The following is a 25,935-nucleotide window of genomic DNA, read 5'->3' on the forward strand; positions in this document are numbered from 1 at the left end:
CGCCAGCGCCCCGCGTAGGCGTCGCCGCCGCGCCGGGCCGACCGCCAGGCGGCGGCCAGGTCGTCCCCGTACTCCCGCGGCGGTTCCTCGCTCAGCAGCGCCACCAGCTCCGCGGCCCGCCGCGCGCCCAGTGCCTCCGTACCGTCCAGCAGCGCCCGCGCCAGCCGCGGATGCAGCCCCAGCCGGGCCATCCGCAGTCCGCGCGGGGCCGGCCGGCCCGTGGGGTCGACCGCGCCGACGACCGACAGGACCTCCCTTGCGGCGGCCATGGCCCCGGCCGGCGGCGGGTCCAGCAGGGCCAGACCGGAGGCGTCCGGATCGCCCCAGCAGGCGGCCTGGAGCGCGAACGCCGCCAGGTCCGCGGTGCGGATCTCGGGGGAGGGGAAGGAGGGCAGCCGCGCGTCCTCCGCCTCCGCCCAGCAGCGGTAGACCGTTCCCGGCGCCTCACGCCCGGCCCGCCCGGCCCGCTGCCGGCCCGCGGCGCGGGACGCCCGTACGGTGGCCAGCGAGCCCAGGCCCCGCGCGTGGTCCACGCGGGGTTCGCGGGCGAGCCCGGAGTCCACGACCACCCGTACGCCGGGCACGGTCAGGCTCGACTCCGCGACGGCGGTCGCCAGGATCACCCGGCGGTGCGCCGCCGGCGTCAGCGCCGCGTCCTGGACGGCGGCGGCCGCCCGGCCGTGCACCTGGAGCACCTCCGCCCCCACCGCGCCCAGCTGCCCGGCGACCCGGGTCAGCTCACCCACACCGGGCAGGAAGCACAGCACGTCGCCGGAACGTTCCGCCAAGGCCCGCCGGACCACCGACGCCACGTGCGTCAGCTGTGCCGGGTCCACGCGCATCCCGTGCGGGGGCCGCACCGGCCGGGCCGGCGGTGCCCACACGGTCTCCACCGGGTACGAGACACCCGCGGCCTCGACCACCGGGGCGGGGTCCCCGTCCGCGCCGCCGAGCAGCCGGGCCCAGCCCGCCGCGTCGGTGGTCGCGGAGGCCGCCACCAGCCGCAGCTCCGGACGCAGGGCCTCGCGCACGTCGAGGAGGAAGGCGGCGGCGGTGTCGGCGTCCAGGTGCCGCTCGTGGCACTCGTCCAGGACCACCACGTCCACGCCGGGCAGCTCCTGGTCCCGCTGGAGCCGCTGGAGCAGGACACCGGTGGTGACCACCTCCACGCGGGTCGAGGGGCCCACGACCCGCTCCCCGCGCACGGTGAAGCCCACCGAGGCGCCCGGCTGCTCGCCCAGCAGCCACGCCATCCGCCGCGCGGCGGCCCGGGCGGCGATCCGCCGCGGCTCGGCCACCAGCACCCGGCGCTCCGGGCCGCCCCCCACCAGCCCCGCGAGCACCAGGGGCACCAGCGTGGTCTTACCGGTACCCGGCGGGGCGCACAGCACCGCCGCGCCCCGGTCCTCCAGGGCGGAGACGAGCGCGGGCAGGGCCTCCCGTACGGGCAGGGCGTCGAGGGCGGCGCTGCGGATCATGTCAGTCGCGCTCGCAGACGAAGATCGCGGTTCCCGGGATCAGGTTGCCGCGCAGCGGGGACCAGCCGCCCCACTCCTGGGTGTTCCACGCGGGCCACTCCGGCTCCACCAGGTCGAGCAGGCGGAACCCGCCCCCGACCACGTCCCGGACCCGGTCGCCGAGGGTGCGGTGGTGCTCGACGTAGACGGCGCGCCCCTGCTCGTCCTGCTCGACGTACGGGGTCCGGTCGAAGTAGGAGGCGGCGACGGAGAGGCCCTCCGGGCCGGGCTCGTCGGGGAAGGCCCAGCGCAGCGGGTGGGTGACGGAGAAGACCCAGCGGCCGCCGGGGCGCAGTACCCGGTGGACCTCGCGCATCACGTTCACCGGGTCGGCGACGAAGGGGACGGCCCCGTAGGCCGAGCAGGCCAGGTCGAAGGATCCGTCGCGGAAGGGCAGCCGGCCGGCGTCGGCCTCGACGAGCGGGACGTCGCCGCCGATGCGCAGGGCGTGCTGGAGCTGGCGGTGGGAAAGGTCCAGGGCCACGGGCCGGGCGCCGCGGGCGGCGAGCCAGCGCGAGCACTGGGCGGCCCCGGCGCCGATCTCCAGGACGTCCTTGTCCTTGAGGGAGGCGGCGGGCCCCAGCAGGGCGGCCTGCTCCTCGTCGAGGCCCTCCGGACCCCAGACGAAGCGGTCGTCGCCGAGGAAGGCGCCGTGTTCGCTCTGGTAGTCGTCGGCGTTGCGGTCCCACCAGCCGCGGCTCGCCCGGCTGCTCTCCGCTTCCCCGGCGTCACGCCGGGTGGCCTCGGCGTCGTCCCCGTCGGCGCCTTCGGCGTCGTACGCGTCTTCGGGGGCGTAGTCCTCTTGGTTCATGGGGCCCGTCGTCGTAGTCTGCGGATGGGTTCTGGATTGCTCATCGGGGCGTCCCCGCCCACGAATTGTGCCGGTTGTGCGGCGATCTGCCCGCAGTGTGCGCCTTCGCGCATTGACCCTGTCCGGCTGCCCCCGTATGCTACAAGTTGCGCTGCGAGCCTGTGCTCCTCAGACCTAGCAGGCTGCGCTTGCTTCTGTTGATGTCCCCTCGGTTTTCGAGGCCCTGCCGCTTTGGCGGAACTGGGGCTTCCTTGGCTGTCCGGCTTCGGCAGTTGCCGATTAGGGCTCCCGGCGTAGCAGTACCTACGACTTTCTGTCCGTAACCGGAGCCCTTTCCCACATGACGAGCAGCACCGAGACCACCGCCACCACCCCTCCGCAGGTAGCGGTCAACGACATCGGCGACGCGGACGCGTTCCTCGCGGCCATCGACGAGACGATCAAGTACTTCAACGACGGCGACATCGTCGACGGCGTCATCGTCAAGGTGGACCGGGACGAGGTTCTCCTCGACATCGGTTACAAGACGGAGGGCGTGATCCCGAGCCGCGAGCTCTCGATCAAGCACGACGTCGACCCGAACGAGGTCGTCAAGGTCGGCGACGAGATCGAGGCCCTGGTTCTCCAGAAGGAGGACAAGGAAGGCCGCCTGATCCTGTCCAAGAAGCGCGCTCAGTACGAGCGTGCCTGGGGCACGATCGAGAAGATCAAGGAAGAAGACGGCATCGTCACCGGTACCGTCATCGAGGTCGTCAAGGGTGGTCTCATCCTCGACATCGGCCTCCGCGGCTTCCTGCCGGCCTCTCTCGTCGAGATGCGTCGCGTCCGCGACCTCCAGCCCTACGTGGGCAAGGAGCTCGAGGCGAAGATCATCGAGCTGGACAAGAACCGCAACAACGTGGTCCTGTCCCGCCGTGCCTGGCTCGAGCAGACCCAGTCCGAGGTTCGCCAGACGTTCCTCACCACCCTGCAGAAGGGTCAGGTCCGCTCCGGCGTCGTTTCCTCGATCGTCAACTTCGGTGCCTTCGTGGACCTGGGCGGCGTCGACGGTCTCGTGCACGTCTCCGAGCTGTCCTGGAAGCACATCGACCACCCGTCCGAGGTTGTCGAGGTCGGCCAGGAAGTCACCGTCGAGGTCCTCGACGTCGACATGGACCGCGAGCGTGTCTCCCTGTCGCTGAAGGCGACGCAGGAAGACCCGTGGCAGCAGTTCGCCCGGACCCACCAGATCGGTCAGGTCGTCCCGGGTAAGGTCACCAAGCTGGTTCCGTTCGGTGCGTTCGTCCGCGTGGACGAGGGCATCGAGGGTCTGGTCCACATCTCCGAGCTGGCCGAGCGCCACGTGGAGATCCCGGAGCAGGTCGTCCAGGTCAACGACGAGATCTTCGTCAAGGTCATCGACATCGACCTTGAGCGTCGCCGGATCTCGCTGTCGCTGAAGCAGGCCAACGAGTCCTTCGGTGCCGACCCGGCGTCGGTCGAGTTCGACCCGACCCTGTACGGCATGGCCGCGTCCTACGACGACCAGGGCAACTACATCTACCCCGAGGGCTTCGACCCCGAGACCAACGACTGGCTCGAGGGCTACGAGACCCAGCGCGAGACCTGGGAGCGCCAGTACGCCGAGGCGCAGGTCCGCTTCGAGCAGCACCAGGCGCAGGTCATCAAGAGCCGCGAGGCCGACGAGGCCGCTGCTGCCGAGGGCGCTGCCGCCCCGGCCGCCGGTGGCAGCACCGGTGGCGGCGCCAGCATCTCCGGCGGTTCGTACTCCTCCGAGGGTGCGGACGAGACCTCCGGCGCCCTGGCGTCGGACGAGGCCCTGGCCGCGCTCCGCGAGAAGCTGGCCGGCGGCCAGAGCTGATCGCAGCGCAGCACAGGCGTCGCGCCACGGCGTGAGCTGAGCTGAAAGACGAGGCCCGTCCCCTCCGGGGGGCGGGCCTCGTCGCGTTGTTCTTCCTGTGAAAGCCGCCAACTGGGGAATGGCCGGGCGTCCTTGGACGTTGGCACCGGAGAACACGGCGCGAGGGAGGAGTGGTGAGGGTGCTTGATCCACAGGGTCTGTACGAATGGGACGCCAAGGGCCTGGCGGTGGCCGACCTGGCGCTCGCCCAGGACTCGGCCGGGCTGGTCATGCTCTACCACTTCGAGGGGTACATCGACGCGGGCGAGGCCGGCGAGCAGATCGTCGAGCGGCTCCTGGAGACCCTGCCGCACCAAGTGGTGGCCCGCTTCGACGCGGACCGGCTGGTGGACTACCGGGCCCGGCGCCCGCTGCTGACCTTCAAGCGCGACCACTGGACGGATTTCGAGGAACCCCGGCTGGACGTCCGCCTCGTCCAGGACGCCACCGGCGCGCCCTTCCTGCTGCTCTCCGGCCCCGAGCCGGACGTGGAGTGGGAGCGCTTCGCCGTCGCCGTCCGCCAGATCGTCGAGCGGCTCGGAGTCCGGCTCTCGGTCAACTTCCACGGCATCCCCATGGGCGTCCCGCACACCCGTCCCGTCGGCATCACCCCGCACGGCAACCGGACCGACCTGATGCCCGGCCACCGCAGCCCCTTCGACGAGGCGCAGGTACCCGGCAGCGCCGAGTCGCTGGTGGAGTTCCGCCTCGGCCAGTCCGGGCACGACGTGCTGGGCGTCGCCGCCCACGTACCGCACTACGTCGCCCGCTCCGCGTACCCGGACGCCGCGCTCACCGCGCTGGAGGCGATCACCGCCGCGACCGGGCTGGTCCTGCCGGCCGTCGCGCACGCCCTGCGCACCGAGGCGCACCGCACGCAGACCGAGATCGACCGGCAGATCCGCGAGGGCGACGAGGAGCTGGTCAGCCTGGTCCAGGGCCTGGAGCACCAGTACGACGCCGCGGCCGGGGCCGAAACCCGGGGGAACATGATCGCCGAGCCCGCCGAGATCCCGTCGGCGGACGAGATCGGCCGCGAGTTCGAGCGCTTCCTCGCCGAGCGCGAGGGTGAGGCGTAGGCGGCCGGGTACGGCGTGGGTGGGGCGGGTGGTCCTGGGGGGCCTGGTCTTCGCGGGCCGGCGGGGCCTAGGGTGCAGAACATGCTGAAAGTGGGCCTGACAGGCGGAATCGGTGCCGGCAAGAGCGAGGTCTCGCGGCTGCTGGCGGGGTACGGGGCGGTCGTCGTGGACGCCGACCGGATCGCACGGGAGGTCGTGGAGCCCGGTACCCCCGGGCTCGCGGCCGTGGTGCGGGCCTTCGGGGACGGCGTGCTGGCCGCCGACGGGGCGCTCGACCGGCCCAGGCTGGGAGCGGTCGTCTTCGCTGACCAGGAGCGGCTCCGGACGCTGAACGCGATCGTCCACCCGCTGGTCGGGGCCCGGTCCGCCGAGCTGGAACGGGCCGCGGGGCCCGACGCGATCGTGGTGCACGACGTACCGCTGCTCGCGGAGAACGGCCTCGCCCCCCTGTACGACCTCGTCGTGGTCGTGGACGCCGCCCCCGCCACCCAGCTGGCCCGGCTCACCGCGTTGCGCGGCATGACCGAGGAGGAGGCGCGGGCCAGGATGGCGGCGCAGGCCACGCGGGAACAGCGGCTGGCGGTGGCCACGCTGGTCATCGACAACGACGGGCCGCTGGAGGCGCTGGAGCCGCAGGTGCGCGCGGTGTGGAAGGAACTCGTGGCGCGGGCGGCGGGGTCCGTGGCTCCGCAGGTCCCGGCCGGCGACTGAGGCCGCCCGGTCGGCCGGCGGTGTGGAACAGGCGCAGCGGCGGGGGGCGTTGAACGCGCCCCCGGAGGGAAGGAAAGACATCGTGTCCGATACCCCGCCCCCGCCGCCCCAGCAGCCGCCCGCCCCGGGCGCGGGCTCGGGCCCGCAGGAGACCAGCCCCGAGACCCACGTCATCGACTACCGGGCCGCCGAGCGGCTGCTCGCCGCCCGCGACCCGCGCGGCGCGCTCCGGCTCCTCGACTCCGTGATAGCCGCCCACCCCGAGAACACCGCGGCCCGGCTGCTGCGCGCCCGGGCCTTCTTCGCGTCGGCGCAGCTGCGGTCGGCGGAGCGGGAGTTCACGCTGGTGCTGGAGCGCGAGCCGGACAACGCCTTCGCCCACTTCGCGCTCGCCCGGACCCACGAGCGGTCCGGGCGGCACGAGCAGGCGCGGCGCCACTTCCGGCTCGCCGCCGCCCTCGACCCGCAGCCCGAGTACCTGGCCGCGGCCCGTTTCGAGAAGTGACTCAGAGGCGGCGGCGGGGAGGCTCGTACGGGGGCACGTCCGGGCCCGGCTGGTAGTGCGGCCCCTGGTGGATGTGCCGCACGACGACGGCCATGTCCACCGCCGCGACCAGCACGAGGACCGCGCACGCCGCCGCCCACCCGGGAAGGCCGGCCATCGAGAAGACGGCCGTCCCGGCGGCTCCCCACAGGAGCCCCCACAGACTCAGCCAGAGCCGCAGGCGCAGCGGGCTGCGGGCGGTCACCGGCTCGTTTCCGGTACGCATGGTCATCGCCTCCCGTCCATGGTCCCACCGCAGGGGGCCAGGGGGCCAGGGGGCCAGGGGGCAGGGATCAGGGGTGATGCCGTACGGGTGCACGCCCGGCCCGAAGGAACGGTGCCGGCCGCCGGCTGCCGGACGGACTCCTTCCAGTCAGACCTTTCCGGCGCCGGCGGCTGCGGATCCGGCGCCGGCCGCTCCATCCGCCCCGGCCGCTCGGGCCGCCGTCACCGGAGGGTGTCCRTGCAGGTCAGCGGCGGTTGTCAGCGGGCCCGCCTAGACTCGGCGGCAGTGGATCCGCCATGACCGGGCGGGGCCGGAGACCTGGGAGGGGGCGCCGTGAGCACGCCGCAGACCATGCCGCAGCAGTACCGGCAGGGGCCGCCGCCCGTGCCCCCGTCGCCGCTGCTCCGCCGGGCCGTCGTGTTCCTTCCCGCTGCCGTCCCCCGTGAGGGCCGGGTGGCCTTCTGGTGCCCCGAAGGGGATCCGCTGCCCGAGACCGGCACCCCCGGCCCGCTCCAGGTGGTCCGGCCGCACGGCGCGGGGGTGCGTACCCGTACCGTGCCCGCCGTGACCCTGTCCGTGGCCGAGGCCCTGCCCGTGCTCGTCGGGGCGCCCCACAGCCCCACCGCCCATCCCGCCTCCCGTGCCTGGGGCACCGCCGCCCGGCTCGCGCTGTCCCTCACCGCGCGCGGCCGCCTGCTGCCGGGGCTCACCCCCGACGGGGTCGACGCCTGGCGGGCCGGGCCCCTCGACGCCGAGGACGTCGCGTACCTGCGCGCCCTCGCGGCCGCCCTCCCCCACGAGGCGTACGCCACCCCGCTCCCCGGCCGCCGCCCGCTGACGCTGCCCGAACCGGAGGCCCTGGTCCGGGCGTTCCTCGACGCCGTGGCCGACACCCTGCCCCGTACGCCGGCCGCGCCGTTCGCCGCCGGGCGGCCGTTCGCCGCGCGGGAGCCGCAGCGGGTGCCGGGGATACGGGAGTGGGCCACGCAGGTCGCGGCCGGCGCCGATGCGGGGGTGGGCATCTCGCTGCGGCTCGACCTGTCCTCCTTCCGCCTGTTCGACGAGGCCGAGCCGGAGGACGTACGCCGTGCCGGAGCCGCCGTCGTCCAGGTGCACAGCCTCGCCGACCCGACCCTGGTGACCGATGCCGGGCTGCTGTGGGCCGGGGCGGCCGCCGCCGGATTCGGCCCCCGCGCCCGGATCGACGCCGTGCTCGCGCTGCGCCGGGCCGCCCGGGTCTGGCCGCCGCTGCTGCGCCTGCTCGACCAGCCCGTGCCCGACGCCCTGGCCCTGTCCGACCCGGAGCTCGAAGACCTGCTGGGCGCCGCCGCGCCCCGCCTCGCGGCGGCCGGAGTAACGGTCCACTGGCCGCGCGAGCTGGCCCGTACGCTCTCGGCGACCGCCGTCGTACGGTCCACCGCGCCCGGTTCCGCCACCGACGGCACCGCGTTCTTCGACGCGGCGGCGCTGTTCGCCTTCTCCTGGGAGCTGGCCCTGGGCGGGGACCGGCTCACCCCGGGCGAGATGGACGCCCTCGCGCAGGCGCACCGGCCCGTGGTCCGGCTGCGCGACCGGTGGGTGCGCGTCGATCCGGAGCTGGTGCGCAAGGCGCGCAAGCGGGAGCTGGGGCTGCTGGACCCGGTGGACGCGCTGGCCGTCGTGCTGAGCGGGTCCGCCGAGGTCGACGGGGAGAGCGTGCCGGCCGTCCCGGTCGGGGCGCTCGCCGCGCTGCGCGAGCGGCTGACCGGGGAGCCGGCGCCGGTCGCGGTGCCCGCGGGGCTGAGGGCGACGTTGCGGGACTATCAGCTGCGGGGTCTGGCCTGGCTGGACCTGATGACCTCGCTCGGGCTGGGCGGCTGTCTCGCCGATGACATGGGTCTGGGCAAGACCGTCACGCTGATCGCCCTGCACCTGCACCGTGCCCGGCCCGAGCCGACCCTGGTGGTCTGCCCGGCGTCCCTGCTGGGCAACTGGCAGCGGGAGATCGAGAAGTTCGCGCCGGGGACGCCGGTGCGCCGCTTCCACGGAGCGGGCCGCAGTCTGGACGGGCCGGGCGGCGGTTTCGTGCTCACCACCTACGGCACCATGCGCGCCGCGGCCGCCCAGCTGGCCGGGCAGAGCTGGGGCATGGTCGTCGCCGACGAGGCCCAGCACGTCAAGAACCCGCACTCGGCGACCGCGAAGGCGCTGCGGACCATCCCGGCCCCGGCCCGCGTGGCCCTGACGGGCACCCCGGTCGAGAACAACCTCTCGGAGCTGTGGGCCCTGCTCGACTGGACCACCCCGGGTCTGCTGGGTCCCCTGACCACCTTCCGGGCCCGCCACGCCCGTCCGGTGGAACACCAGCAGGAGGAGGACGGGGGCAACGAGGCGGCGGTCGCCCGGCTGGCGGCGCTGGTGCGGCCGTTCCTGCTGCGCCGCAAGAAGTCCGATCCGGGGATCGCCCCCGAGCTGCCGCCCAAGACCGAGACGGACCACCCGGTGTCCCTGACCCGGGAGCAGGCCTCGCTCTACCAGGCGGCGGTGGAGGAGGCGATGGCGGTGATCGAGTCGAGCGAGGGCATGGAACGGCGCGGCATGATCATGAAGCTGCTGGCCTCGCTCAAGCAGATCTGCAACCACCCCGCCCAGTACCTGAAGGAGGATCCGCCCCGCATCCCGCACCGCTCGGGGAAGCTCGCCCTGCTCGACGAGCTCCTCGACACGATCCTGGCCGAGGACGGCTCGGTCCTGGTCTTCACCCAGTACGTGACCATGGCCCGGATCCTGGAGAAGCACCTCACCGACCGCGGCATCCCCTGCCGGCTCCTGCACGGCGGCACCCCCGTCGCCCGCCGCGAGGAACTGGTCGACCTCTTCCAGTCCGGCGAGGTCCCCGTCTTCCTGCTCTCCCTCAAAGCCGCCGGCACCGGCCTGAACCTCACCCGCGCCGGGCACGTCGTCCACTACGACCGCTGGTGGAACCCCGCCGTCGAGGAACAGGCCACCGACCGCGCCTACCGCATCGGCCAGACCCAGCCCGTCCAGGTCCACCGGATCATCGCCGAGGGCACCGTCGAGGACCGCATCGCGGAGATGCTGGAGGCCAAGCGCGCCCTGGCCGACGCCGTGCTGGGCTCCGGCGAGTCGGCGCTGACCGAGCTGACCGACCGGGAGCTGGCCGATCTCGTCTCCCTGCGGAGGCCGGCGTGATCACCGCGCGCGACGACCGCCGCCGCACCTTCGAGACGGTGCCCGCGGGCGTGGAGGCGATCACCTGGTGGGGGCGTGCCTGGGTGGCCGCCCTGGAGGAGCGCGCACACGACGCCGCCCGGCTCGCGCGGGGCCGTGCGTACGCCGCCGAGGGCCACGTCGACGCGGTCACGGTCACCCCGGGCCGGATCGTGGCGTACGTGCGGGGCAGCCGGGCCCGCCCGTACCGGACCGAGCTGTCGCTGGACGCCTTCACCGACACCGAGTGGGCCGAGGTCCTGGAGGAGGTGGCGGCGGACCCGACAGCCCTGGGAGCCCTGCTGGAACGGGAGGTCCCGCAGTCCCTCGCGGGGACGGTCCTGCCCGGCGCGGGCGAGCTCGTCGTGCGCTGCTCCTGCCCGGACGTGGGGCGGCCGCCCTGCAAGCACGCCGCGGCCCTCTGCTACCGGGCGGCCCGGCTGCTGGACGCGGACCCCTTCGTCCTGCTGCTCCTGCGCGGCCGCGGGGAGCGCGAGCTCCTGGAGGAGCTGGCCCGGCGCAACGCGGCCCATGCCGCCCGCGAACAGCCCGACGCCGCACCGGACTTCCCCGGCGTCCCCGCCCGCGCGGCGGTGGCCCGTACCGTCCTGCCCCCGCTGCCCGCCCCGCTCGCCGCGCCCGCCGCCGTCGGCCTGCCGCCCGCCTACCCGGCGGATCCGGCCGCCCCGGACCCGCTGGCCCTGGACCAGCTCGCCACCGACGCGGCCGCCCGTGCCCTCGTCCTGCTCGGCACCGGAGCCGACCCGACCGGCGGGCTCACGCCGTGGCAGGACGCCGTCCGGCTGGCCTCCGCGCATCCCACGGCCGGCCTCACCGGCGCAGCCCGCACCCTGTACCGGGACCTGGCCCGGGCCACCGGCCGCACCAGCACCGACCTGGCCCGCGCCGCCGCGGCCTGGCGCCAGGGCGGCCTGTCCGCGCTGACCGTCCTCGACGAGCCCTGGGATCCGCCGGCCGGTCCCTTCGACCGGGCCCGGCCCGCCCTCCTCGCCGCCGGGCAGGGCTCCTTCCGCCCCGAGCGCAACCGGCTCACCTCCGGCACCCGCCAGCTCCGCCTGAGCCGCGAGGGCCTCTGGTACGGCTACGAATCCCGTCCCCACAGCGACGACTGGTGGCCCGCCCCCGCCCCCGCCTCCACGGACCCCCTCACGGCCCTGCCCCGGTGACGGCTGCGGCCCACGTCGACAGGGCCGTGAAGTCGCGGTCACGGAGGCCGTGGCGGGGGTGGACGCGCAGCAGCAGGGCCGGGGACGGATGGTGGGCGGCCACCCACGCCCGGTCCTCCGGGGTGATCATGTCGTCGACCCAGGCGAAGGGGCGGCCGGCCGCCCAGTCCAGGAGGGGCCGGGTCTTCCAGAAGAGCCCGTCGGGGTCGCGGGCGAAGAGTTCCGGCCACTCGATGACCGGAAGATCGTCGGGAAGGCCTATGCGCGGGGCGATCAGGGTGTTGGCCTGGTGCGTCCAGGCCGTGGCCCAGGCGAGGTCGAAGGGCAGGGCCAGCAGCCGGGCCCCGTGGGTGGGGTGGAGACGCACCCGCAGGCCGCGCCGGGCGCGGCGGGACTCCGGGTCGCGGTAGGAGAGCCAGACGTCGGGGCGCATGCGGTGGCTCGCGTACCCGCGCAGGGCGGCGAAGGGGTCGCGGAAGGGGTTGAGGGGGCCGTCCACGTCCAGGAGCAGCAGCGGTCGTTCCGTCATGAAGTAGGCACTACCCAGTACACGATGGAGTGAAATACCTACCGGCTCTATAACCCGAATGGGTTCACGGCGTTGTTTCCGGTGCGGGCGAGATGCCCCGAACCCCTCCGGAAAGCAGGAAATCTGATGCGTCACAGTCGTCGGAATGGCTTGATCGCGGCGATGGTCGCGGGCGGTGGACTGGCGGTCGCGGGGGTGGGTGCCCTCGCCCACGCCGACGCGGACGCGGGCGGGCGTGCCGAACGCTCGCCGGGCCTCCTCTCGGGGAACCTGGTGCAGTTGCCCGTGCACGTCCCCGTGAACGCGTGCGGGAACACGGTGAGCGTCGTCGGGGTGCTCAATTCCGCGAGCGGCAACCGCTGTGCCAACGGGTCCGGGGGCGAGGCGAATCCGCGGCCGCGGCCCGCCGGTTCGGCCTCCTCCGCGCAGGGGGCGGCATCCGCGTCCGGCAACGCGGGAGGAGCGGTCGCCGACGGGCGCGGAAAGGATTCCCCGGGACTGCTCTCCGGCAACGGCCTCCAGCTCCCGGTCGACCTGCCGCTCAACGTCAGCGGCAACTCGGTGAGCGTGGTCGGGGTCGGCAACGCCTCCCAGGGGAACACCTCCGCCAACGGGCAGCAGCCCCCGACCGGCGGCAAGCCGGCCCAGCCGCCCGTCGCCGTGCGGCCCGTCACCCCGCCGGCCGCGCCCGCCCCGGCCGTACCCCCGCGCCACACCTCGGCCCTGGCCCACACGGGCTCCGAGGGCCTCGGCTACCTGCTGTCCGGCGGCGGCGTCCTGCTGCTCGGCGGGGTCGTGCTCTACCGCCGGTTCCGCCTGAACTAGGACCAGGCCCCGTCGACCCGATGGGGGGTCAGGCGTCCACGGGCTGCCAGGCCGGGCCGTCCCCGTCCTGGCGGACGTGTCCGAAGACCACGTCGGCGAAGTGGACGCCGAAGCCGATCGTGTCGGGCTGCGCCAGCTCGGCGACGAGACGGCGGCGGTGACCGGCGGTCAGGGCGGGGTCGTGGTCGAAGGCCGAGGACCACTCCGGGTGGTCGATCTGGATCGGGGAGTGCACCGCGTCGCCGAAGGCGATCAGGCGACGTCCGCCCCCGGTGATGACGTACTCGGCGTGCCCGACGGTGTGGCCGGGGGTGATCCGGACGTGGACGCCGGGGAAGATCTCCTGCCCGTCCGTGATCGTGCGGACCTGCGGCGCCATGGCCGCGACCTGCTCGCCCGTGCCCTGGGCCTCCAGCAGGTCGCGCCGCTCCCACTCCGGCCCGGAGACCAGGAGGTCGGCGTGGGCGAACAGGAACCCGTCGCCGCCGGGGGCGGGAAGGGACGCCCAGCCGAGGTGGTCGACGTGCAGGTGGGTGAAGGCCACCGCCTCGACGTCCTGCGGGCGGCGGCCGAGTTCGGCCAGGTGGTGCGGGAGGGCGCCCCCGTGGACCGTGGCGAGGGGGCCGTCCGGGGCCTCGTACGTCCGCGGGCCGAAGCCCGCGTCGATCAGGAGCGCGCGGTCGCCGTGCTCCACCAGCAGGCTGCCGATGCTCCCCACGAGGTGGYCGTCGGCGTCCAGGTACTCCGGGTGCGCGGCCCACGTCTCCTCGGTGGTGTCCTGGAGCAGTGGTAGCGGCCGGAGCCGCACATCGCCGTCCGGAACGTACGTCACCTTCGTGTCGCCGAGCCGTATCGAGCGGATTCCCGCCGGCCGGCTCCGTCGTCCGTCCCGGGCGTCCCGAGTCACCTGGTCCACCTGAGTCACCGTCACATCGGCCATGGGGCATCTCCCTTGATTTCGCGTCAGTCCGCCGCGGTCCGTCCCGCGGCGACGGCGCCCACCATAAACATCAAGCTCGAATCATTCAAGCTGTAAATATTTAAGCTTGACGGGTTTGATAGGCTGGCGGCATGACGACGTCACCCGATCCACAGCCCATCGCCGAGCGACAGCTGTGCGGTCTGGTGAACGGACTGGCCCAGCGGATCACCGACCACGTACGGGTGCGCGCCGCAACCCTGGGCCTCACCGCGGCCCAGGCGACCGCACTGCGCGAGATGAGCGGGCCGATGACCATGCGGGAGCTGGCCGAACGCATGACCTGCGAGCCCTCCAACACCACCTTCGTCGTCGACAAGCTGGAGAAGCAGGGCCTGGTCGAGCGCCATCCGCACCCCACCGACCGCCGGGCCAAGCACCTCGTCCTCACGGCCGAGGGCGCCGCGCTGCGGACGCGCCTGCTCGAACTCCTCGTCGTGGACTCCCCCCTGTCCGGGCTCACCGAGCAGGAGAAGCGGGTCCTGCACCAACTGCTGGAGCAGGCCGTCACCTTGCCGTGAACCGGTGTCAGGCGGCCGTGCGCCAGCCGTCCAGCACCGCGTCGATCCGGGGCGCCAGACGGGCGCGGGCTGCGAACCGGGGGACACCGGACATCAGCAACGCGTCGTACTCGGTGTCGGTGTGCCGCACGGCGGCCCGTACCGCCACCGACACCGCCTGCTCGTCCAGGGCCCGGCCCGCGGCGGTGCGGCCGACCCGGCCGCTGCCGCGCACGGAGGCGTGGGCGGCGATCGCCCGCGCCCGCTCCGGAGGACATCCGGGGAACAGCCGCAGGATCTCGGCGGCGAACGCCGCCGTGAACCGGACGTCCTCGGCCGCGCGCCGCGCCCGGTCGCGCTCCCGGCGGCGGGCCCGGGCCTCGGCGTCCGCGAGGCAGGCGCGTTCGGCGCGGGCCAGGGCCGCGTCCTCGACCAGCAGGCCCTGGCGTTCGTAACGACGTCGGCGCCGGTGCCGGCGCACGACGACGGCGGAGAGCGAACTGGCCTCCCGGGCGCGGCGGGTGAGCGCGGCATCGCCCCGCGGCAGGTACACCAGGTGCCCCAGATCGGCACAGTCCAGGCAGCGGGGCACACCGGCCTCGCGCACCAGACGGCGCAGCGGACCCCGACGGCATTCGGCGCAGTGGATCTGCTTCAGTGACTCGAAAACGACGAGACTCATGCCGTTGTGATACCGCCGGGCGGTGCGCATATCACCTTGTCCGGAAAGGCAATCGGCCCTTCGTGACATCGGCCCGGACCTCGTGAGGTCCTCCTGGCGCGCACGCCCGCGGGGCCGTGCCGTGGTGACCCCCGTCCGCCACGGCACGGCCCCGCGGGCCCGCCCCCGCCGTGGTCCTCAGACCAGGCGGCGTATCTCGCCGCGCACCCGGTAGAAGCCCCCGGACGCCGGGTGCAGTCCGTCCACCACGTACCGGGCTCCGGCCTCCCGGATCCCGCGCGGGAACTGGACGTTCCAGGAGGGCTCGAAGCCCTCGGACACCACCTGCACGCGCATCCGGCCGCCCTGCTGCACGCACTCGACGACCACCGTGCCCGTCGGGACCGCGGCCACCGAGACCGTGGCCACCGCCGCGGCCGAAGCCGCCGGGGTGAACACCGGCAGGGCCGCGGCCGACTTGACGTCCACAGGCGCCGGGACGGAACCCTGCTGGGCCGCCGCGATCGCCGCCTCGCTCGCGTCCACGCACACCAGGGACCCGTCCGTGGTGACCAGGTAGAGCCGCCCGTCCAGGTACTGCATGGACAGGGCCGAACCGCTGCCCGTGCCCAGCTTCCAGAGCCTGTTCCCCTCGGCGTCGAAGCAGTACACCGACGAGGCGAGGTCACCGGCGAACACGTGCCGTCCGTCCGGGGAGGTCGCGCAGGAGTACACGGCCGCGTCGCACCGGTACGAGGCCTCCACCGCGCCCGTCGCCTTCGACAGCCGCTGCACGCTGTTGCGGCCCGTCCCCGCGTACACCGCGTCCCGCTCCTGCCAGCCGAACAGCACCGAGCCGCTGGTGTTCGTGTGCCACAGCTGGCCACCGCCGTCGGGGGCGTAGGCCGTCACCCCCTGGCTGTGTCCGTGGTAGACGGCCCGGTCGTCGGCCCGGACCATCCAGGCGTTGGACCCCGAGGACCTGCGCGACCACTGGAACTCGTCCTCGTGGTCGATGACCGTCAGACCGCCGTTGCGGTCCGCGACGTTCAGCACGCCCTCGCGGATGTCGAGCCAGAAGATGTCCACGTCCGCCGCGATGTCGTACGCCCCGAACGGCACCTTGGAGGACAGGTCGTACACCGTGCCGTCGTCGCAGCCCGCGTATATCCAGAACTCGTCCGCGACCAGGCACTTCACTCCGTCCGGTAGCGAGTAGCGGGCCARCACCTCACCGCCGTGGCTCACCGTGTAGACGTCGCCCGCCTGGTTGCCGACCCAGCAGCGGTCCTCGTCCACGTGGATGCCGAAGGCCGCGGAACCGGTGCGGAAGCGCCACAGCACCGGCGCCACGGCGCGCGCCGTGGACGGCGCCGAGGTGACCTGCCGACGGGTCACCGCCCGGGCCGCCCGGGCCCCCCGCACCGCCGGCGCGTACCCCTTGCGGACCTTCTCGCCGATCTTCTTGGCGGCCGCGGCGCGGGCCTTGTCCGGCGTCGGGAACGAGGAGCCCTGCAACTGGCCGGTCGCGCCGATGCGCCCGTAACGCACCGATACCTCGGTGCCGTCGACGGTCACCTCGTAGAACTTGTGCGCCGCGCCGTCCTCCTGGGACAGCTCCAGGTACGTCGTCTCCCGAGCCATGACAGACCCCTCCCCACGAGCCGGGCCAACGGCTCCTTCTCACCGGTGATCCCTCGTGAAAAAAGCTAAGGGCCACCACTGACAATGGGTTCGTGAAGCTCGAAGCGATCACCTGGCAGCGGATGGCGGAGCGGCTCGCCGGCCACCTCGACGACGCCCGTGCGGGCTCTGACGGCGGCGCCGGGACCGGGGTCTGGCAGCGCGTCGGCATCGACGGCGCGCCCGCCGCCGACACCGGGCTGCTCGCGGGCCGGCTCGCCGACGCGCTGCGGCTGCGCGGCCGTTCGGTGCTCGTGGTCGCGGCCGGGGGGTTCCTGCGGCCGGCCTCGCTCCGCTTCGAGTTCGGGCGGGAGGACGTGGACGCGTACCTCGGCGGCTGGTACGACACCGGCGCGCTGTGGCGCGAGGTCTTCGGCCCGACCGATCCCGGCGGCACCGGACGGGTGTTGCCCGACCTCTGGGACCCGGTGACCGACCGTGCCACCCGCAGCCCCTACGTCGAACTGCCCGCCGACGGCGTCCTGATCGTGCACGGCTCCCTCCTGCTGGGCCACTGGTTCCCCTTCGACCTCAGCGTGCACATCAGCCTCTCGCCGGGGGCTCTGRCCCGCCGTACGGAGGAGGGCGCGCGCTGGACCCTGCCCGCCTTCGCCCGCTACGCCCGCGAGACGGAGCCGGCCTCGGCCGCCGACGTGCTGGTACGGGCGGACGACGCGCGGCACCCGGCGTGGACCGGGTGCYCCGGCCGGGCGGAGACCGGGTGACCGGTGCCCCGTGGGGCGTTGCCCGGACGGGCGGGGTCGGCCGGGGCAGGGTCGCACGGGGGCAGGGTCGACCACGGCCGGGTCGCGCGGCACCGGGTCGCACGGGGCAGGCCGCGCGGGGCAGGCCCGCGCGGGGCCGGGCCGAGCAGGGCCAGGCCGGCCGATGCCGGGGCGGCCGAGGTCGGGGCCGGTCCGGGTGTCAGGGGCGGCCGCCGATGCGGGTGACCGCCTCGGCCGCCGCGCGGCAGCCCGCCCGGGCCGCTTCCGCCGGGTCGGAGCCCGCGAGCCGGGCCGCGAGGAAGCCACCGGTGAAGGCGTCGCCGGCACCGGTGGTGTCCACCGCCTCGGCGGGCTCCGCCGCGACCTCCGCGGTGATCCGGCCCGCCTCGGCGACGAGCGCCCCGCCCGTGCCCCGGGTCACCACCACGAGCGGCACCCGCCGGCTCAGCTCCTCCGCCGCGCGAGCCACCCCGGCCGGCTCCGGCAGCCCCGCCAGCAGCCGGGCCTCGTCCTCGTTCGGCAGGAGCGCGCCGACCCCCGCCACGGCGGCCATGAACCGTTCGGGACCCAGCGCCGCCAGGAACCCCGCCGAAGCGGGGTCCACGCTGACCGGGACGCCCCGCGTCCGGGCCGCCCGCAGCGCGACCAGGGCCAGTTCCCGGCTGCTGTCCGCGAAGAAGAGGTAGCCCGACAGGTGCAGGTGCGCGGCGCCGTCCAGCAGTGCGGGCGCCCAGTCGGCGGGGGACAGCCGCAGCGAGGCCCCGCTGTCGGTCAGGAAGGTCCGCTCCGCGTCCTTGCCGACCAGGGCCACCACCGTGCCGGTCGGTTCCGTCGGGTCCACCACCAGCCGCGGCCGCACCCCCGCGTCGACCAGGGCCCGCTCGTGCCAGCGCGCCGATTCGGCGCCCACCCGCGCGAGGAGGCGTACCTCGGCCGTCCCCGTGCGGGCCGCCCAGCAGGCCGCGTTGGCGCCCGCGCCGCCCGGCAGGGTGCGGATCCTGGCGGCGGTGTCGGTGGCCGGAGCCAGAGGCTCCGGATGTATCGCCACCACGTCCGTGACCACGTCGCCGACGACCACCAGCGCCCCCGGTGCCGCCGTCATGCGCGGGCCGCCCAGGCCCCGGCGATCCTCGCCCCGAGCCGCACGTTGCCCCGTACGGCGGCCAGGTTGGCCTCCAGCGAGGCCCCGCCGGTCGCCCGTACCAGGAAGTCCAGCAGGAACGGGGTCACCGCCTGCCCCGCGATCCCGCGCTCGCGGCACTCGGCGAGTGCCTCCGCCAGGACCCGGTCGTGCAGCCGCGGATCCAACTGCTCGGCCTCCGCCACCGGGTTGGCCACCAGCAGCGCCGAATCCGGGCCGCCGACGGCGTCCTGGGCGGCCATCACCGCCGCCACCTCCTCGGGCCCCTCCACCGTCCAGTCGACCGGCTCGCCGGAGTCGGCCAGGTAGAACCCGGGGAAGCGGTGCGTCCGGTAGCCGAGGATCCCCACGCCCAGGGTCTCCAGCCGCTGGAGGGTGGCCGGCACGTCCAGGATCGACTTCACCCCCGCGCACACCACCGTGATCCGGGTCCGCGCGAGCAGCGCGAGATCGGCCGACTCGTCCTGGGAGCGCGTCCACTCGCGGTGTACGCCGCCCAGCCCGCCGGTGGCGAACACCCGCAGCCCCGCCCGCGCGGCCAGCAGGGCCGTCGCGGACACCGTCGTCGCGCCGGTCGCCCCGGTCGCGAGGGCCGGGGCCAGATCCCGGTGGCCGAGCTTGCGTACGCCCTCACCCGCGGCGATCCGCTCCAGACGGGCCTTGTCCAGGCCCGCGTGGGCCACCCCGTCCACGACCGCGACCGTCGCCGGAACCGCGCCCTCCGCCCGGACCAGGGCCTCCAGTTCCAGGCCCACCTCCAGATTGCGGGGGCGCGGCAGCCCGTGCGCGATGATCGTCGATTCCAGTGCGACGACGGGCCTGCGCGCGGCGAGCGCCTCGCGCACCTCTTCCGACAGGACCGGGACCTCGGATGCTCTGTGCAGTGGCATGTCCCCATCCATGGCACGGGATTCGCGCCCCCAAACGCGCCGTCCGAGCTCCGGCGCGAACCCGTCCCGCGGAGCGGCCCCGCGGGCGACGGCGCGGTCGCCGCCCCGCAGTGCCCCCGCGTACCCGCCCGGCCGCGGGAGGGCGCTACCGCTCTGGCCGAAAAGGGGCGGGTGCCACATCCGCTCGACGGAGTGACGCGTCCGCCGCGTCGACGCTGGACGCTCTGGTCACCCCCCGCCCCGGGAGGGCCGGATTAGGCTGGCGCGCCATGAGCACCAGTGATCACACCGCCCCCGCCTCCTTCGCCGTGTCCGTCGCGGACGTCCCCGACTCCGCACTGGAGGTCGAGGACCTCGACCCGGCACAGATCGTCTCCGGCACCCCCGTGGTGACGGGCAAGGTCCTGTGGGAGGCCGAGGACGGCTCGCAGATCCGCGGGATCTGGCAGATCACCCCGGGCGTGGTCACCGACACGGAGGCCAACGAGCTGTTCGTCGTGGTCGGCGGCCGGGCCACGATCGAGGTGGAGGGCGGAGCGACCCTGGAGGTCGGTCCGGGTTCCGCGTGCGTGCTCCGGGAGGGCGACAGGACCACCTGGACCGTGCACGAGACGCTCCGCAAGGCCTACCACATCAGCTACTGACGCCCTGCGCGGGCGCCGGACGCACGGGGTGGCGCCGGGCGGTGAACAGGGCGAGCGCCGCCATCGGCAGCAGCAGCGCGGCGCCGATCGCGTTGAGCCAGCCGTAGCCCGCCTGGGACATGACCAGCCCGGCCGCCGCTCCGCCGATCCCGGCGGAAGCGTTCATGGTCAGGTCGCTCAGCCCCTGGACGGCGGCCCGTGCGGGCTGCGGCACCGAGTCGGTCAGCAGCGCCGATCCGGAGACCATCCCGGCGGACCACCCGAGGCCCAGCAGGAAGAGGCCGGCCGCGCTCTGGGCGTGGTTGCCTCCGGCGGTGCCGGCGAGCAGCGCGGCGAGCGAGAGCAGTCCGGCGGCCAGTCCGATCACGGAGAGCCGGCCGAGCCGGTCGGCGAGCCACCCCATGACGGGCGAGAAGGCGAACATGCCGGCGATGTGCCCGCTGATGACCAGGCCGACCAGCTTGAGGCCGGCGCCGTGGTGACCGAGATCGACGGGGGTCATCACCATGATCGAGACCATGGTGGTGTGGGCCACGGCGACGGTGAGCAGCGCGAGGCGGGCGCGCGGGGAGGCCCGGACGGCGCTGAACCCGGCGCGCAGCGAGCGGCTCTGACGGGACTGCTCATCGGGGCCGGCCAGCGCCCGTGCCGTCAGCAGCGGGTCCGGCCGCAGGAACACGGCGATCAGCGTGCCGGTGAGGACGAAGACGGCGCCGGCCCAGACGAAGGGACCCGCCGTCTGGGGTATGGAGGTTCCGGCGAAGCTGTCGCTGGCGGGGGCGGAGAGGTTGGGGCCGAGCACCGCGCCGACGGTGGAGGCCCAGACGACCACGGAGATGGCGCGGGCCCGCCGGTCGGGCGGTGCGAGGTCGGCGGCGGCGAAGCGGGCCTGGAGGTTGGCGGAGGACGCGGCGCCGAAGGCGGCCATGCCGAGCATGAGCAGCGGGAAGCTCTTGACGGAGGCGGCCAGGACGACGAGGGCCGCCCCGAGGGTGCCGATCGCGTAGGCGACCACCAGCCCGGGGCGGCGTCCGCGCGCGGTCATCAGGGCGGCGAGCGGGAGCGAGACCAGCGCGGTGCCGATCACCGCGGCGGTGGAGGCGAAGCCGGACATGGCCTCGGTGCCGCTGATCTCGGTGGCCAGCACGGGGGCCAGGGCGATGCTGATGGGCACGCCCAGGCCACCCAGCATCTGGGCGGCGATCAGTACCCCGGAGATCCGGCGCTGCAGCCGGGGCAGGTCGGCGGCGTCGACCGGCCCGCCGTGCCCCGGCCCGGCGGCGCGGGACACGGGGGAGGCGCCGGGGGTCGCGGGGGAGGCGTCCGGTGCTCCGCGCCCGGGGGTCGTCCCGGGGGAGGTGGTCACGCCCGACACCCCCCTCGCGGGTACGCGGTGGGCGGCACCGGGGCGGGCACGTGCGCGAAGGGGCCGGTTGCGGCGGCAGGAGGGGTCACCGCCGCAGTGTCCCACCCGCCACCCCCCGGGGGAACCGGGTATGCGGGCGCGGGGCCCGGCGGAACGCGCAGGTCAGAACGGGAGCGGAAGAGTGGGTCGGGGAGGGGGCGGGACAGGGGCCCGGGCTCCCGGGAGGGGTGTCAGAACAGGGGCTGGGGGAGGACCCCCTCCAGGGCGAGCAGGATCCGCTTGGTCTCCACGCCGCCGCCGAAGCCCCCGATGCCCCCGTCGTTCTCCACGACCCGGTGGCAGGGCACGACCACGGGCAGCGGGTTCGACCCCATGGCGTTGCCCACGGCCTGGGCCGCCCCCGGCTGCCCGACCCGGGCGGCCAGCTCCCCGTACCCGACCACCGATCCGTAGGGCACGGAGCGGTCGAGCTCCAGCAGCACCTGGCGGTTGAAGCCGGAGCTGAGCCGCCAGTCCAGCGGCAGCTCGAAGCGCCGCAGGGTGCCGGCGAAGTACGCGCCGAGCTGGCGCACCGGCTCGGCCAGCAGCTCCTCCTCGCCCGGCGCCGGCCGCCGGGCGTCGGCGCCGAGCCGGGAGACGAGCTGGCCGATCATCCGGTCGACCCGCTCCGGYGCGGCGTGGAACTCGACCCGGACCAGACCCTCGGGGGTCGCGGCCAGGAGGAGGGGGCCGATGTCGCTGGGGACGACGGTCCATTCGAGGTGCGGTCCGCGGGGCCGCTCGCTGGTGTCCACGCCCCCACGGTACGGCGCCCCGCCGACCGTCCCGCCGCTGCCGGTCAGAATCCGCCGACCGCCTCCCGTACGACGTCGGGCGCGTTCGTGATGACCCCGTCCACCCCCATCTCCCGCACCTTGCGGGCCGTGGCCGCGTCGTTGACGATCCAGGTGTCCACCTCCATGGGATGGCCGTGGGCGCCCCGCAGCCCGTGCACGGCCTTCACCCAGTCCGCGGAGATCGTGGTGTGCAGCGGGTTGATCCGGTCGGTGAACTCGGCGTACTTCGGCAGGTCGGCCACGCTCGGAGTGCCCAGGAGGGCCGTGATCAGATCGGGCCGCAGCCGGTGCACGGTCCGTACGGAGTCGGCGCTGAAGCTCTGCACCACCAGGCGCTCGGCGACGTGCCGCTCGTCGAGCCAGCCCAGCTCGTCGAGGAGCTCCAGCGTCTGCTCCTCGATCCCCGGGTACAGCTCCGGCTTCTTGATCTCCAGGAGCAGCCGCTGCTGGTTGTCCTGGACCCGGTCCATGTACTCCCGCAGGGTCGGTACCCGGGCGCCCGCGAACTGCGGGCCGAACCAGCTGCCCGCGTCCAGCCGGGCGATCTCCGCCGCCGTGAAGTCCTTGACCGCCCACGGCTCGCGGCCGGGGAACACCTGCTCGACGTCGGTCGTGCGGGCCAGCGTGTCGTCGTGGATCACCACGAGCTCGCCGTCCCGGGTCCGCTGGACGTCGTTCTCGACCCAGGCGAAGCCCATCCACATGGCCCGGTCGATCGAGGCGACGGTGTTCTCCGGGGCGTACGCCGAAGCCCCCCGGTGGGCGTACACGACGGGGCCCAGGAACCGGTTCTGCGCGGTGGGCGGGGCGACGGGCGTGCCGGGGGCGCCGGAGGCGGCGGACGACGCCGTCCCGCCCAGCAGGCCGAGGGCGAGGCCCAGGAAGGCGGCGGCCGCCGCGGCGGCGGGTCGGACGACGTGCATGTGCGATCTCCTCGGGTCGTGAGGCCTGCTCTCGCCTCAAACGGGCGCGGCGCCCAAGACGTTGCGGGCCGGCGCCCGCCGTGCACGGACGGAGGGCCGTGCCACGGCGATCATGGGGTCGGCGATCACGGCCCCGCCACCGAACTACGACAAACGGACCAGACCGCGCTGACTGTCGGTGGGGGGCCGTACGGTTGACCCATGCGGCCCGTATCGAAGATCGAACGCACGGTGGCGCCTTTCGAGGTCGTCAGCCCCTACCAGCCCAGCGGCGACCAGCCGGCGGCCATCGCCGAGCTGGAGAAGCGCATCCGTGCAGGTGAGAAGGATGTCGTCCTGCTGGGTGCGACCGGCACGGGCAAGTCGGCCACCACGGCCTGGATGATCGAGAAGCTCCAGCGCCCCACCCTGGTGATGGCCCCGAACAAGACCCTGGCCGCCCAGCTGGCGAACGAGTTCCGCGAGCTCCTGCCGAACAACGCCGTCGAGTACTTCGTCTCGTACTACGACTACTACCAGCCCGAGGCGTACGTACCGCAGTCGGACACCTACATCGAGAAGGACTCCTCGATCAACGAGGAGGTGGAGCGGCTGCGCCACTCCGCGACCAACTCGCTGCTGACCCGGCGCGACGTGATCGTCGTCGCCTCCGTGTCCTGCATCTACGGCCTCGGTACCCCGCAGGAGTACGTCGACCGGATGGTCCCCCTCAAGGTCGGCGAGGAGATGGACCGGGACCAGCTGCTGCGCCGCTTCGTCGACATCCAGTACACGCGCAACGACGTGGCCTTCACCCGCGGCACCTTCCGGGTGCGCGGCGACACCATCGAGATCTTCCCGGTCTACGAGGAACTCGCCGTCCGCATCGAGATGTTCGGCGACGAGATCGAGGCCCTGTCCACCCTGCACCCGCTGACCGGCGAGGTCATCAGCGAGGACCGGGAGCTCTACGTCTTCCCCGCCAGCCACTACGTCGCCGGACCCGAGCGCATGGAGAAGGCGATCACCGGCATCGAGGCGGAGCTCGCCGAGCGCCTCGCCGAGCTGGAGAAGCAGGGCAAGATGCTGGAGGCTCAGCGGCTGCGCATGCGCACCACCTACGACCTGGAGATGATGCGCCAGATCGGGTCCTGCTCCGGCATCGAGAACTACTCGCTGCACATGGACGACCGCGAGCGCGGCTCCGCGCCGAACACCCTCATCGACTACTTCCCCGAGGACTTCCTCCTCGTCATCGACGAGTCGCACGTCACCGTGCCCCAGATCGGCGCCATGTACGAGGGCGACGCCTCGCGCAAGCGGACCCTGGTCGACCACGGCTTCCGGCTGCCGTCCGCGCTCGACAACCGGCCGCTGAAGTGGGAGGAGTTCCAGGAGCGGATCGGCCAGACGGTCTACCTGTCCGCCACCCCGGGCAAGTACGAGCTCTCCCGCGGCGACGGGTTCGTCGAGCAGATCATCCGCCCCACCGGTCTGGTGGACCCCGAGGTCGTGGTCAAGCCCACCGAGGGGCAGATCGACGATCTGGTCCACGAGATCCGCCGGCGCGTGGAGAAGGACGAACGCGTCCTGGTCACCACCCTCACCAAGAAGATGGCCGAGGACCTCACCGACTACTTCCTGGAGCTCGGCATCCAGGTCCGCTACCTGCACAGCGACGTCGACACCCTGCGCCGCATCGAGCTGCTGCGCGAGCTGCGGGCCGGCGAGTACGACGTCCTGGTCGGCATCAACCTGCTGCGCGAGGGCCTCGACCTGCCCGAGGTCTCGCTCGTGGCGATCCTCGACGCCGACAAGGAGGGGTTCCTGCGCTCGGGGACCTCCCTCATCCAGACCATCGGCCGCGCCGCGCGCAACGTCTCGGGCCAGGTCCACATGTACGCGGACAAGATGACCCCGGCGATGGAGAAGGCCATCGACGAGACGAACCGGCGCCGCGAGAAGCAGATCGCCTACAACACGGCGAACGGCATCGACCCGCAGCCGCTGCGCAAGAAGATCAATGACATCGTCGCCACCATCGCCCGCGAGGAGCTGGACACCGAGGAACTGCTCGGCACCGGCTACCGGCAGGCCAAGGACGGCAAGGGCGCCAAGGCGCCGGTGCCGGTGCTCGGCGCCAGGGCGGCCGCGGCCGTCACCGGGGGCAAGGCGGGCAAGGCGGGCAAGGGCGCCAAGGGGGCGAAGGGCGCGCAGGCGGCCGAGGTGCTCACGGACCGGCCCGCCGCCGAACTGGCCGCGCTGATCGAGCAGATGACCGAGCGGATGCGCGGCGCCGCGGCCGAGCTCCAGTTCGAGGTCGCGGCCCGGATCCGGGACGAGGTGGGCGAGCTCAAGAAGGAGCTCCGGCAGATGAAGGAAGCGGGTCTCGCCTGACCCCGGGGCGGTCAGTAGGGTTGGGAGACAGCCGCAGTTACACGCTGCGCGCCCGTCGGTCGGGCGGGCTATGGAGAGGGGACAGCGCGTGACGGTCAACATGACCAAGGGTCAGGCCATCAGTCTGCAGAAGACGGACGGCGGCACGCTGACCGCGGTCCGGATGGGCCTCGGCTGGCAGGCGGCCAAGCGTCGGGGCCTGTTCGGCTCGCGGACCCGGGAGATCGACCTGGACGCCTCGGCGGTGCTCTTCGCCGACAAGCAGCCCGTGGACGTGGTGTTCTTCCGGCACCTGCAGAGCGACGACGGCTCGGTGCGCCACACCGGCGACAACCTCGTCGGCGGTGCCGGCCAGGGCGGGGACGACGAGGCCATCCTCGTCGACCTCCAGCGCGTGCCCGTGCACATCGACCAGATCGTCTTCACGGTGAACTCCTTCACCGGCCAGACCTTCCAGGAAGTGCAGAACGCCTTCTGCCGCATCGTCGACGAGACCAACGGCCAGGAGCTGGCCCGCTACACCCTCGACGGCGGCGGCCAGTACACGGCGCAGATCATGGCGAAGGTGTCCCGCGAGGGCTCCGGCTGGAAGATGACGGCCCTCGGCAACCCGGCCAACGGCCGGACCTTCCAGGACCTGATGCCGGCGATCCTGCCGCACCTGTAGCGGTA

General features: G+C 74.0%; 24 protein-coding genes. 12 read left to right on the forward strand and 12 right to left on the reverse strand.

Annotated features, from left to right (window positions below):
- The coding region (locus AB4039_RS25320; protein WP_442271899.1) for a DEAD/DEAH box helicase at positions 1-1,478 on the reverse strand (1,478 nt) is incomplete at its 3' end.
- A 1-nt stretch (position 1,479) separates the two neighbouring features.
- A complete protein-coding gene (locus AB4039_RS25325) occupies positions 1,480-2,328 on the reverse strand; it encodes a class I SAM-dependent methyltransferase (RefSeq protein WP_266838443.1) in 849 nt (282 codons plus the stop codon).
- 340 nt (positions 2,329-2,668) lie between these two features.
- Between AB4039_RS25325 and rpsA the strand changes: the two genes are divergently transcribed.
- The 4 genes from rpsA (at position 2,669) to AB4039_RS25345 (ending at position 6,523) form a co-directional block, all read left to right on the forward strand.
- Positions 2,669-4,189, forward strand: coding sequence for a 30S ribosomal protein S1 (gene rpsA / locus AB4039_RS25330; protein WP_266838442.1), 1,521 nt, complete (start codon positions 2,669-2,671; stop codon positions 4,187-4,189).
- Positions 4,190-4,368: 179 nt separating this feature from the next.
- A complete protein-coding gene (locus tag AB4039_RS25335) occupies positions 4,369-5,307 on the forward strand; it encodes a PAC2 family protein (protein WP_266838441.1) in 939 nt (312 codons plus the stop codon).
- An 81-nt stretch (positions 5,308-5,388) separates the two neighbouring features.
- Positions 5,389-6,018 carry a dephospho-CoA kinase gene (coaE, locus tag AB4039_RS25340; protein ID WP_266838440.1) on the forward strand — a complete coding sequence of 210 codons (630 nt, stop codon included), beginning with the start codon at positions 5,389-5,391 and terminating at the stop codon, positions 6,016-6,018.
- A 172-nt stretch (positions 6,019-6,190) separates the two neighbouring features.
- A complete protein-coding gene (locus tag AB4039_RS25345) occupies positions 6,191-6,523 on the forward strand; it encodes a tetratricopeptide repeat protein (protein ID WP_266841566.1) in 333 nt (110 codons plus the stop codon).
- A gap of 1 nt (position 6,524) precedes the next feature.
- On the opposite strand, the gene AB4039_RS25350 is transcribed toward AB4039_RS25345, so the two are convergent.
- Positions 6,525-6,788, reverse strand: a complete 264-nt coding sequence (locus AB4039_RS25350; RefSeq protein WP_266841564.1) for a DUF6343 family protein — start codon at positions 6,786-6,788, stop codon at positions 6,525-6,527.
- Between the two features lie 351 nt (positions 6,789-7,139).
- On the opposite strand from AB4039_RS25350, the gene AB4039_RS25355 reads away from it, so the two are divergent.
- A complete protein-coding gene (locus AB4039_RS25355; protein ID WP_266841562.1) occupies positions 7,140-9,980 on the forward strand; it encodes a DEAD/DEAH box helicase in 2,841 nt (946 codons plus the stop codon).
- Positions 9,977-11,185 (forward strand): SWIM zinc finger family protein, encoded by a 1,209-nt coding sequence (locus AB4039_RS25360; RefSeq protein WP_442271900.1) that lies wholly within the window; start codon positions 9,977-9,979, stop codon positions 11,183-11,185. Before AB4039_RS25355 ends, AB4039_RS25360 begins: the two co-directional genes overlap by 4 nt.
- Here AB4039_RS25360 and AB4039_RS25365 read toward each other — a convergent pair.
- Positions 11,166-11,714: a hypothetical protein gene (locus AB4039_RS25365; protein ID WP_266838438.1), complete on the reverse strand. Its 549-nt coding sequence runs from the start codon at positions 11,712-11,714 to the stop codon at positions 11,166-11,168. The genes AB4039_RS25360 and AB4039_RS25365 overlap by 20 nt on opposite strands.
- A gap of 126 nt (positions 11,715-11,840) precedes the next feature.
- Between AB4039_RS25365 and AB4039_RS25370 the strand changes: the two genes are divergently transcribed.
- Entirely contained in the window at positions 11,841-12,539 is a 699-nt protein-coding gene (locus tag AB4039_RS25370; RefSeq protein ID WP_266838437.1) for a chaplin, read from the forward strand.
- A 28-nt stretch (positions 12,540-12,567) separates the two neighbouring features.
- On the opposite strand, the gene AB4039_RS25375 is transcribed toward AB4039_RS25370, so the two are convergent.
- Positions 12,568-13,479: an MBL fold metallo-hydrolase gene (locus tag AB4039_RS25375; RefSeq protein WP_442271901.1), complete on the reverse strand. Its 912-nt coding sequence runs from the start codon at positions 13,477-13,479 to the stop codon at positions 12,568-12,570.
- Between the two features lie 131 nt (positions 13,480-13,610).
- Between AB4039_RS25375 and AB4039_RS25380 the strand changes: the two genes are divergently transcribed.
- A complete protein-coding gene (locus AB4039_RS25380; protein ID WP_266838435.1) occupies positions 13,611-14,039 on the forward strand; it encodes a MarR family transcriptional regulator in 429 nt (142 codons plus the stop codon).
- A gap of 7 nt (positions 14,040-14,046) precedes the next feature.
- Here AB4039_RS25380 and AB4039_RS25385 read toward each other — a convergent pair whose 3' ends face one another.
- Complete coding sequence (locus AB4039_RS25385) at positions 14,047-14,700, reverse strand: DUF2293 domain-containing protein (protein ID WP_266838434.1); 654 nt, start codon at positions 14,698-14,700, stop codon at positions 14,047-14,049.
- Positions 14,701-14,877: 177 nt separating this feature from the next.
- Positions 14,878-16,323, reverse strand: a complete 1,446-nt coding sequence (locus AB4039_RS25390) for a WGR domain-containing protein (RefSeq protein WP_266838433.1) — start codon at positions 16,321-16,323, stop codon at positions 14,878-14,880.
- A 92-nt stretch (positions 16,324-16,415) separates the two neighbouring features.
- On the opposite strand from AB4039_RS25390, the gene AB4039_RS25395 reads away from it, so the two are divergent.
- The gene (locus AB4039_RS25395) at positions 16,416-17,087 is read left to right on the forward strand and encodes a uridine kinase (protein ID WP_442271902.1); all 672 of its coding nucleotides are present in this window, start codon (positions 16,416-16,418) and stop codon (positions 17,085-17,087) included.
- A 199-nt stretch (positions 17,088-17,286) separates the two neighbouring features.
- On the opposite strand, the gene AB4039_RS25400 is transcribed toward AB4039_RS25395, so the two are convergent.
- Together AB4039_RS25400 and AB4039_RS25405 are read right to left on the reverse strand one after the other, a co-directional pair.
- Positions 17,287-18,189 (reverse strand): carbohydrate kinase family protein, encoded by a 903-nt coding sequence (locus AB4039_RS25400; protein WP_442271903.1) that lies wholly within the window; start codon positions 18,187-18,189, stop codon positions 17,287-17,289.
- Positions 18,186-19,118 (reverse strand): pseudouridine-5'-phosphate glycosidase, encoded by a 933-nt coding sequence (locus AB4039_RS25405; protein WP_442271904.1) that lies wholly within the window; start codon positions 19,116-19,118, stop codon positions 18,186-18,188. Before AB4039_RS25405 ends, AB4039_RS25400 begins: the two co-directional genes overlap by 4 nt.
- Before the next feature lie 269 nt (positions 19,119-19,387).
- On the opposite strand from AB4039_RS25405, the gene AB4039_RS25410 reads away from it, so the two are divergent.
- Complete coding sequence (locus AB4039_RS25410; protein WP_266838429.1) at positions 19,388-19,762, forward strand: cupin domain-containing protein; 375 nt, start codon at positions 19,388-19,390, stop codon at positions 19,760-19,762.
- On the opposite strand, the gene AB4039_RS25415 is transcribed toward AB4039_RS25410, so the two are convergent.
- The 3 genes from AB4039_RS25415 to AB4039_RS25425 all read right to left on the reverse strand — a co-directional run bounded on the left by AB4039_RS25415 (position 19,752) and on the right by AB4039_RS25425 (position 22,887).
- A complete protein-coding gene (locus AB4039_RS25415) occupies positions 19,752-21,128 on the reverse strand; it encodes an MFS transporter (RefSeq protein WP_442271905.1) in 1,377 nt (458 codons plus the stop codon). The two genes, AB4039_RS25410 and AB4039_RS25415, sit on opposite strands and share 11 nt — an antisense overlap.
- A gap of 230 nt (positions 21,129-21,358) precedes the next feature.
- Positions 21,359-21,922 (reverse strand): methylated-DNA--[protein]-cysteine S-methyltransferase, encoded by a 564-nt coding sequence (locus AB4039_RS25420; RefSeq protein ID WP_442271906.1) that lies wholly within the window; start codon positions 21,920-21,922, stop codon positions 21,359-21,361.
- A 44-nt stretch (positions 21,923-21,966) separates the two neighbouring features.
- Complete coding sequence (locus AB4039_RS25425; RefSeq protein WP_266838427.1) at positions 21,967-22,887, reverse strand: glycerophosphodiester phosphodiesterase family protein; 921 nt, start codon at positions 22,885-22,887, stop codon at positions 21,967-21,969.
- Positions 22,888-23,088: 201 nt separating this feature from the next.
- On the opposite strand from AB4039_RS25425, the gene uvrB reads away from it, so the two are divergent.
- Positions 23,089-25,263, forward strand: coding sequence for an excinuclease ABC subunit UvrB (uvrB, locus tag AB4039_RS25430; protein ID WP_442271907.1), 2,175 nt, complete (start codon positions 23,089-23,091; stop codon positions 25,261-25,263).
- A gap of 88 nt (positions 25,264-25,351) precedes the next feature.
- A complete protein-coding gene (locus tag AB4039_RS25435) occupies positions 25,352-25,930 on the forward strand; it encodes a TerD family protein (protein ID WP_266838425.1) in 579 nt (192 codons plus the stop codon).
- The last annotated feature ends 5 nt before the right edge of the window (positions 25,931-25,935 follow it).

It is taken from the genome of Streptomyces sp. M-16 (assembly GCF_052114405.1).
GTDB lineage: Bacteria > Actinomycetota > Actinomycetes > Streptomycetales > Streptomycetaceae > Streptomyces.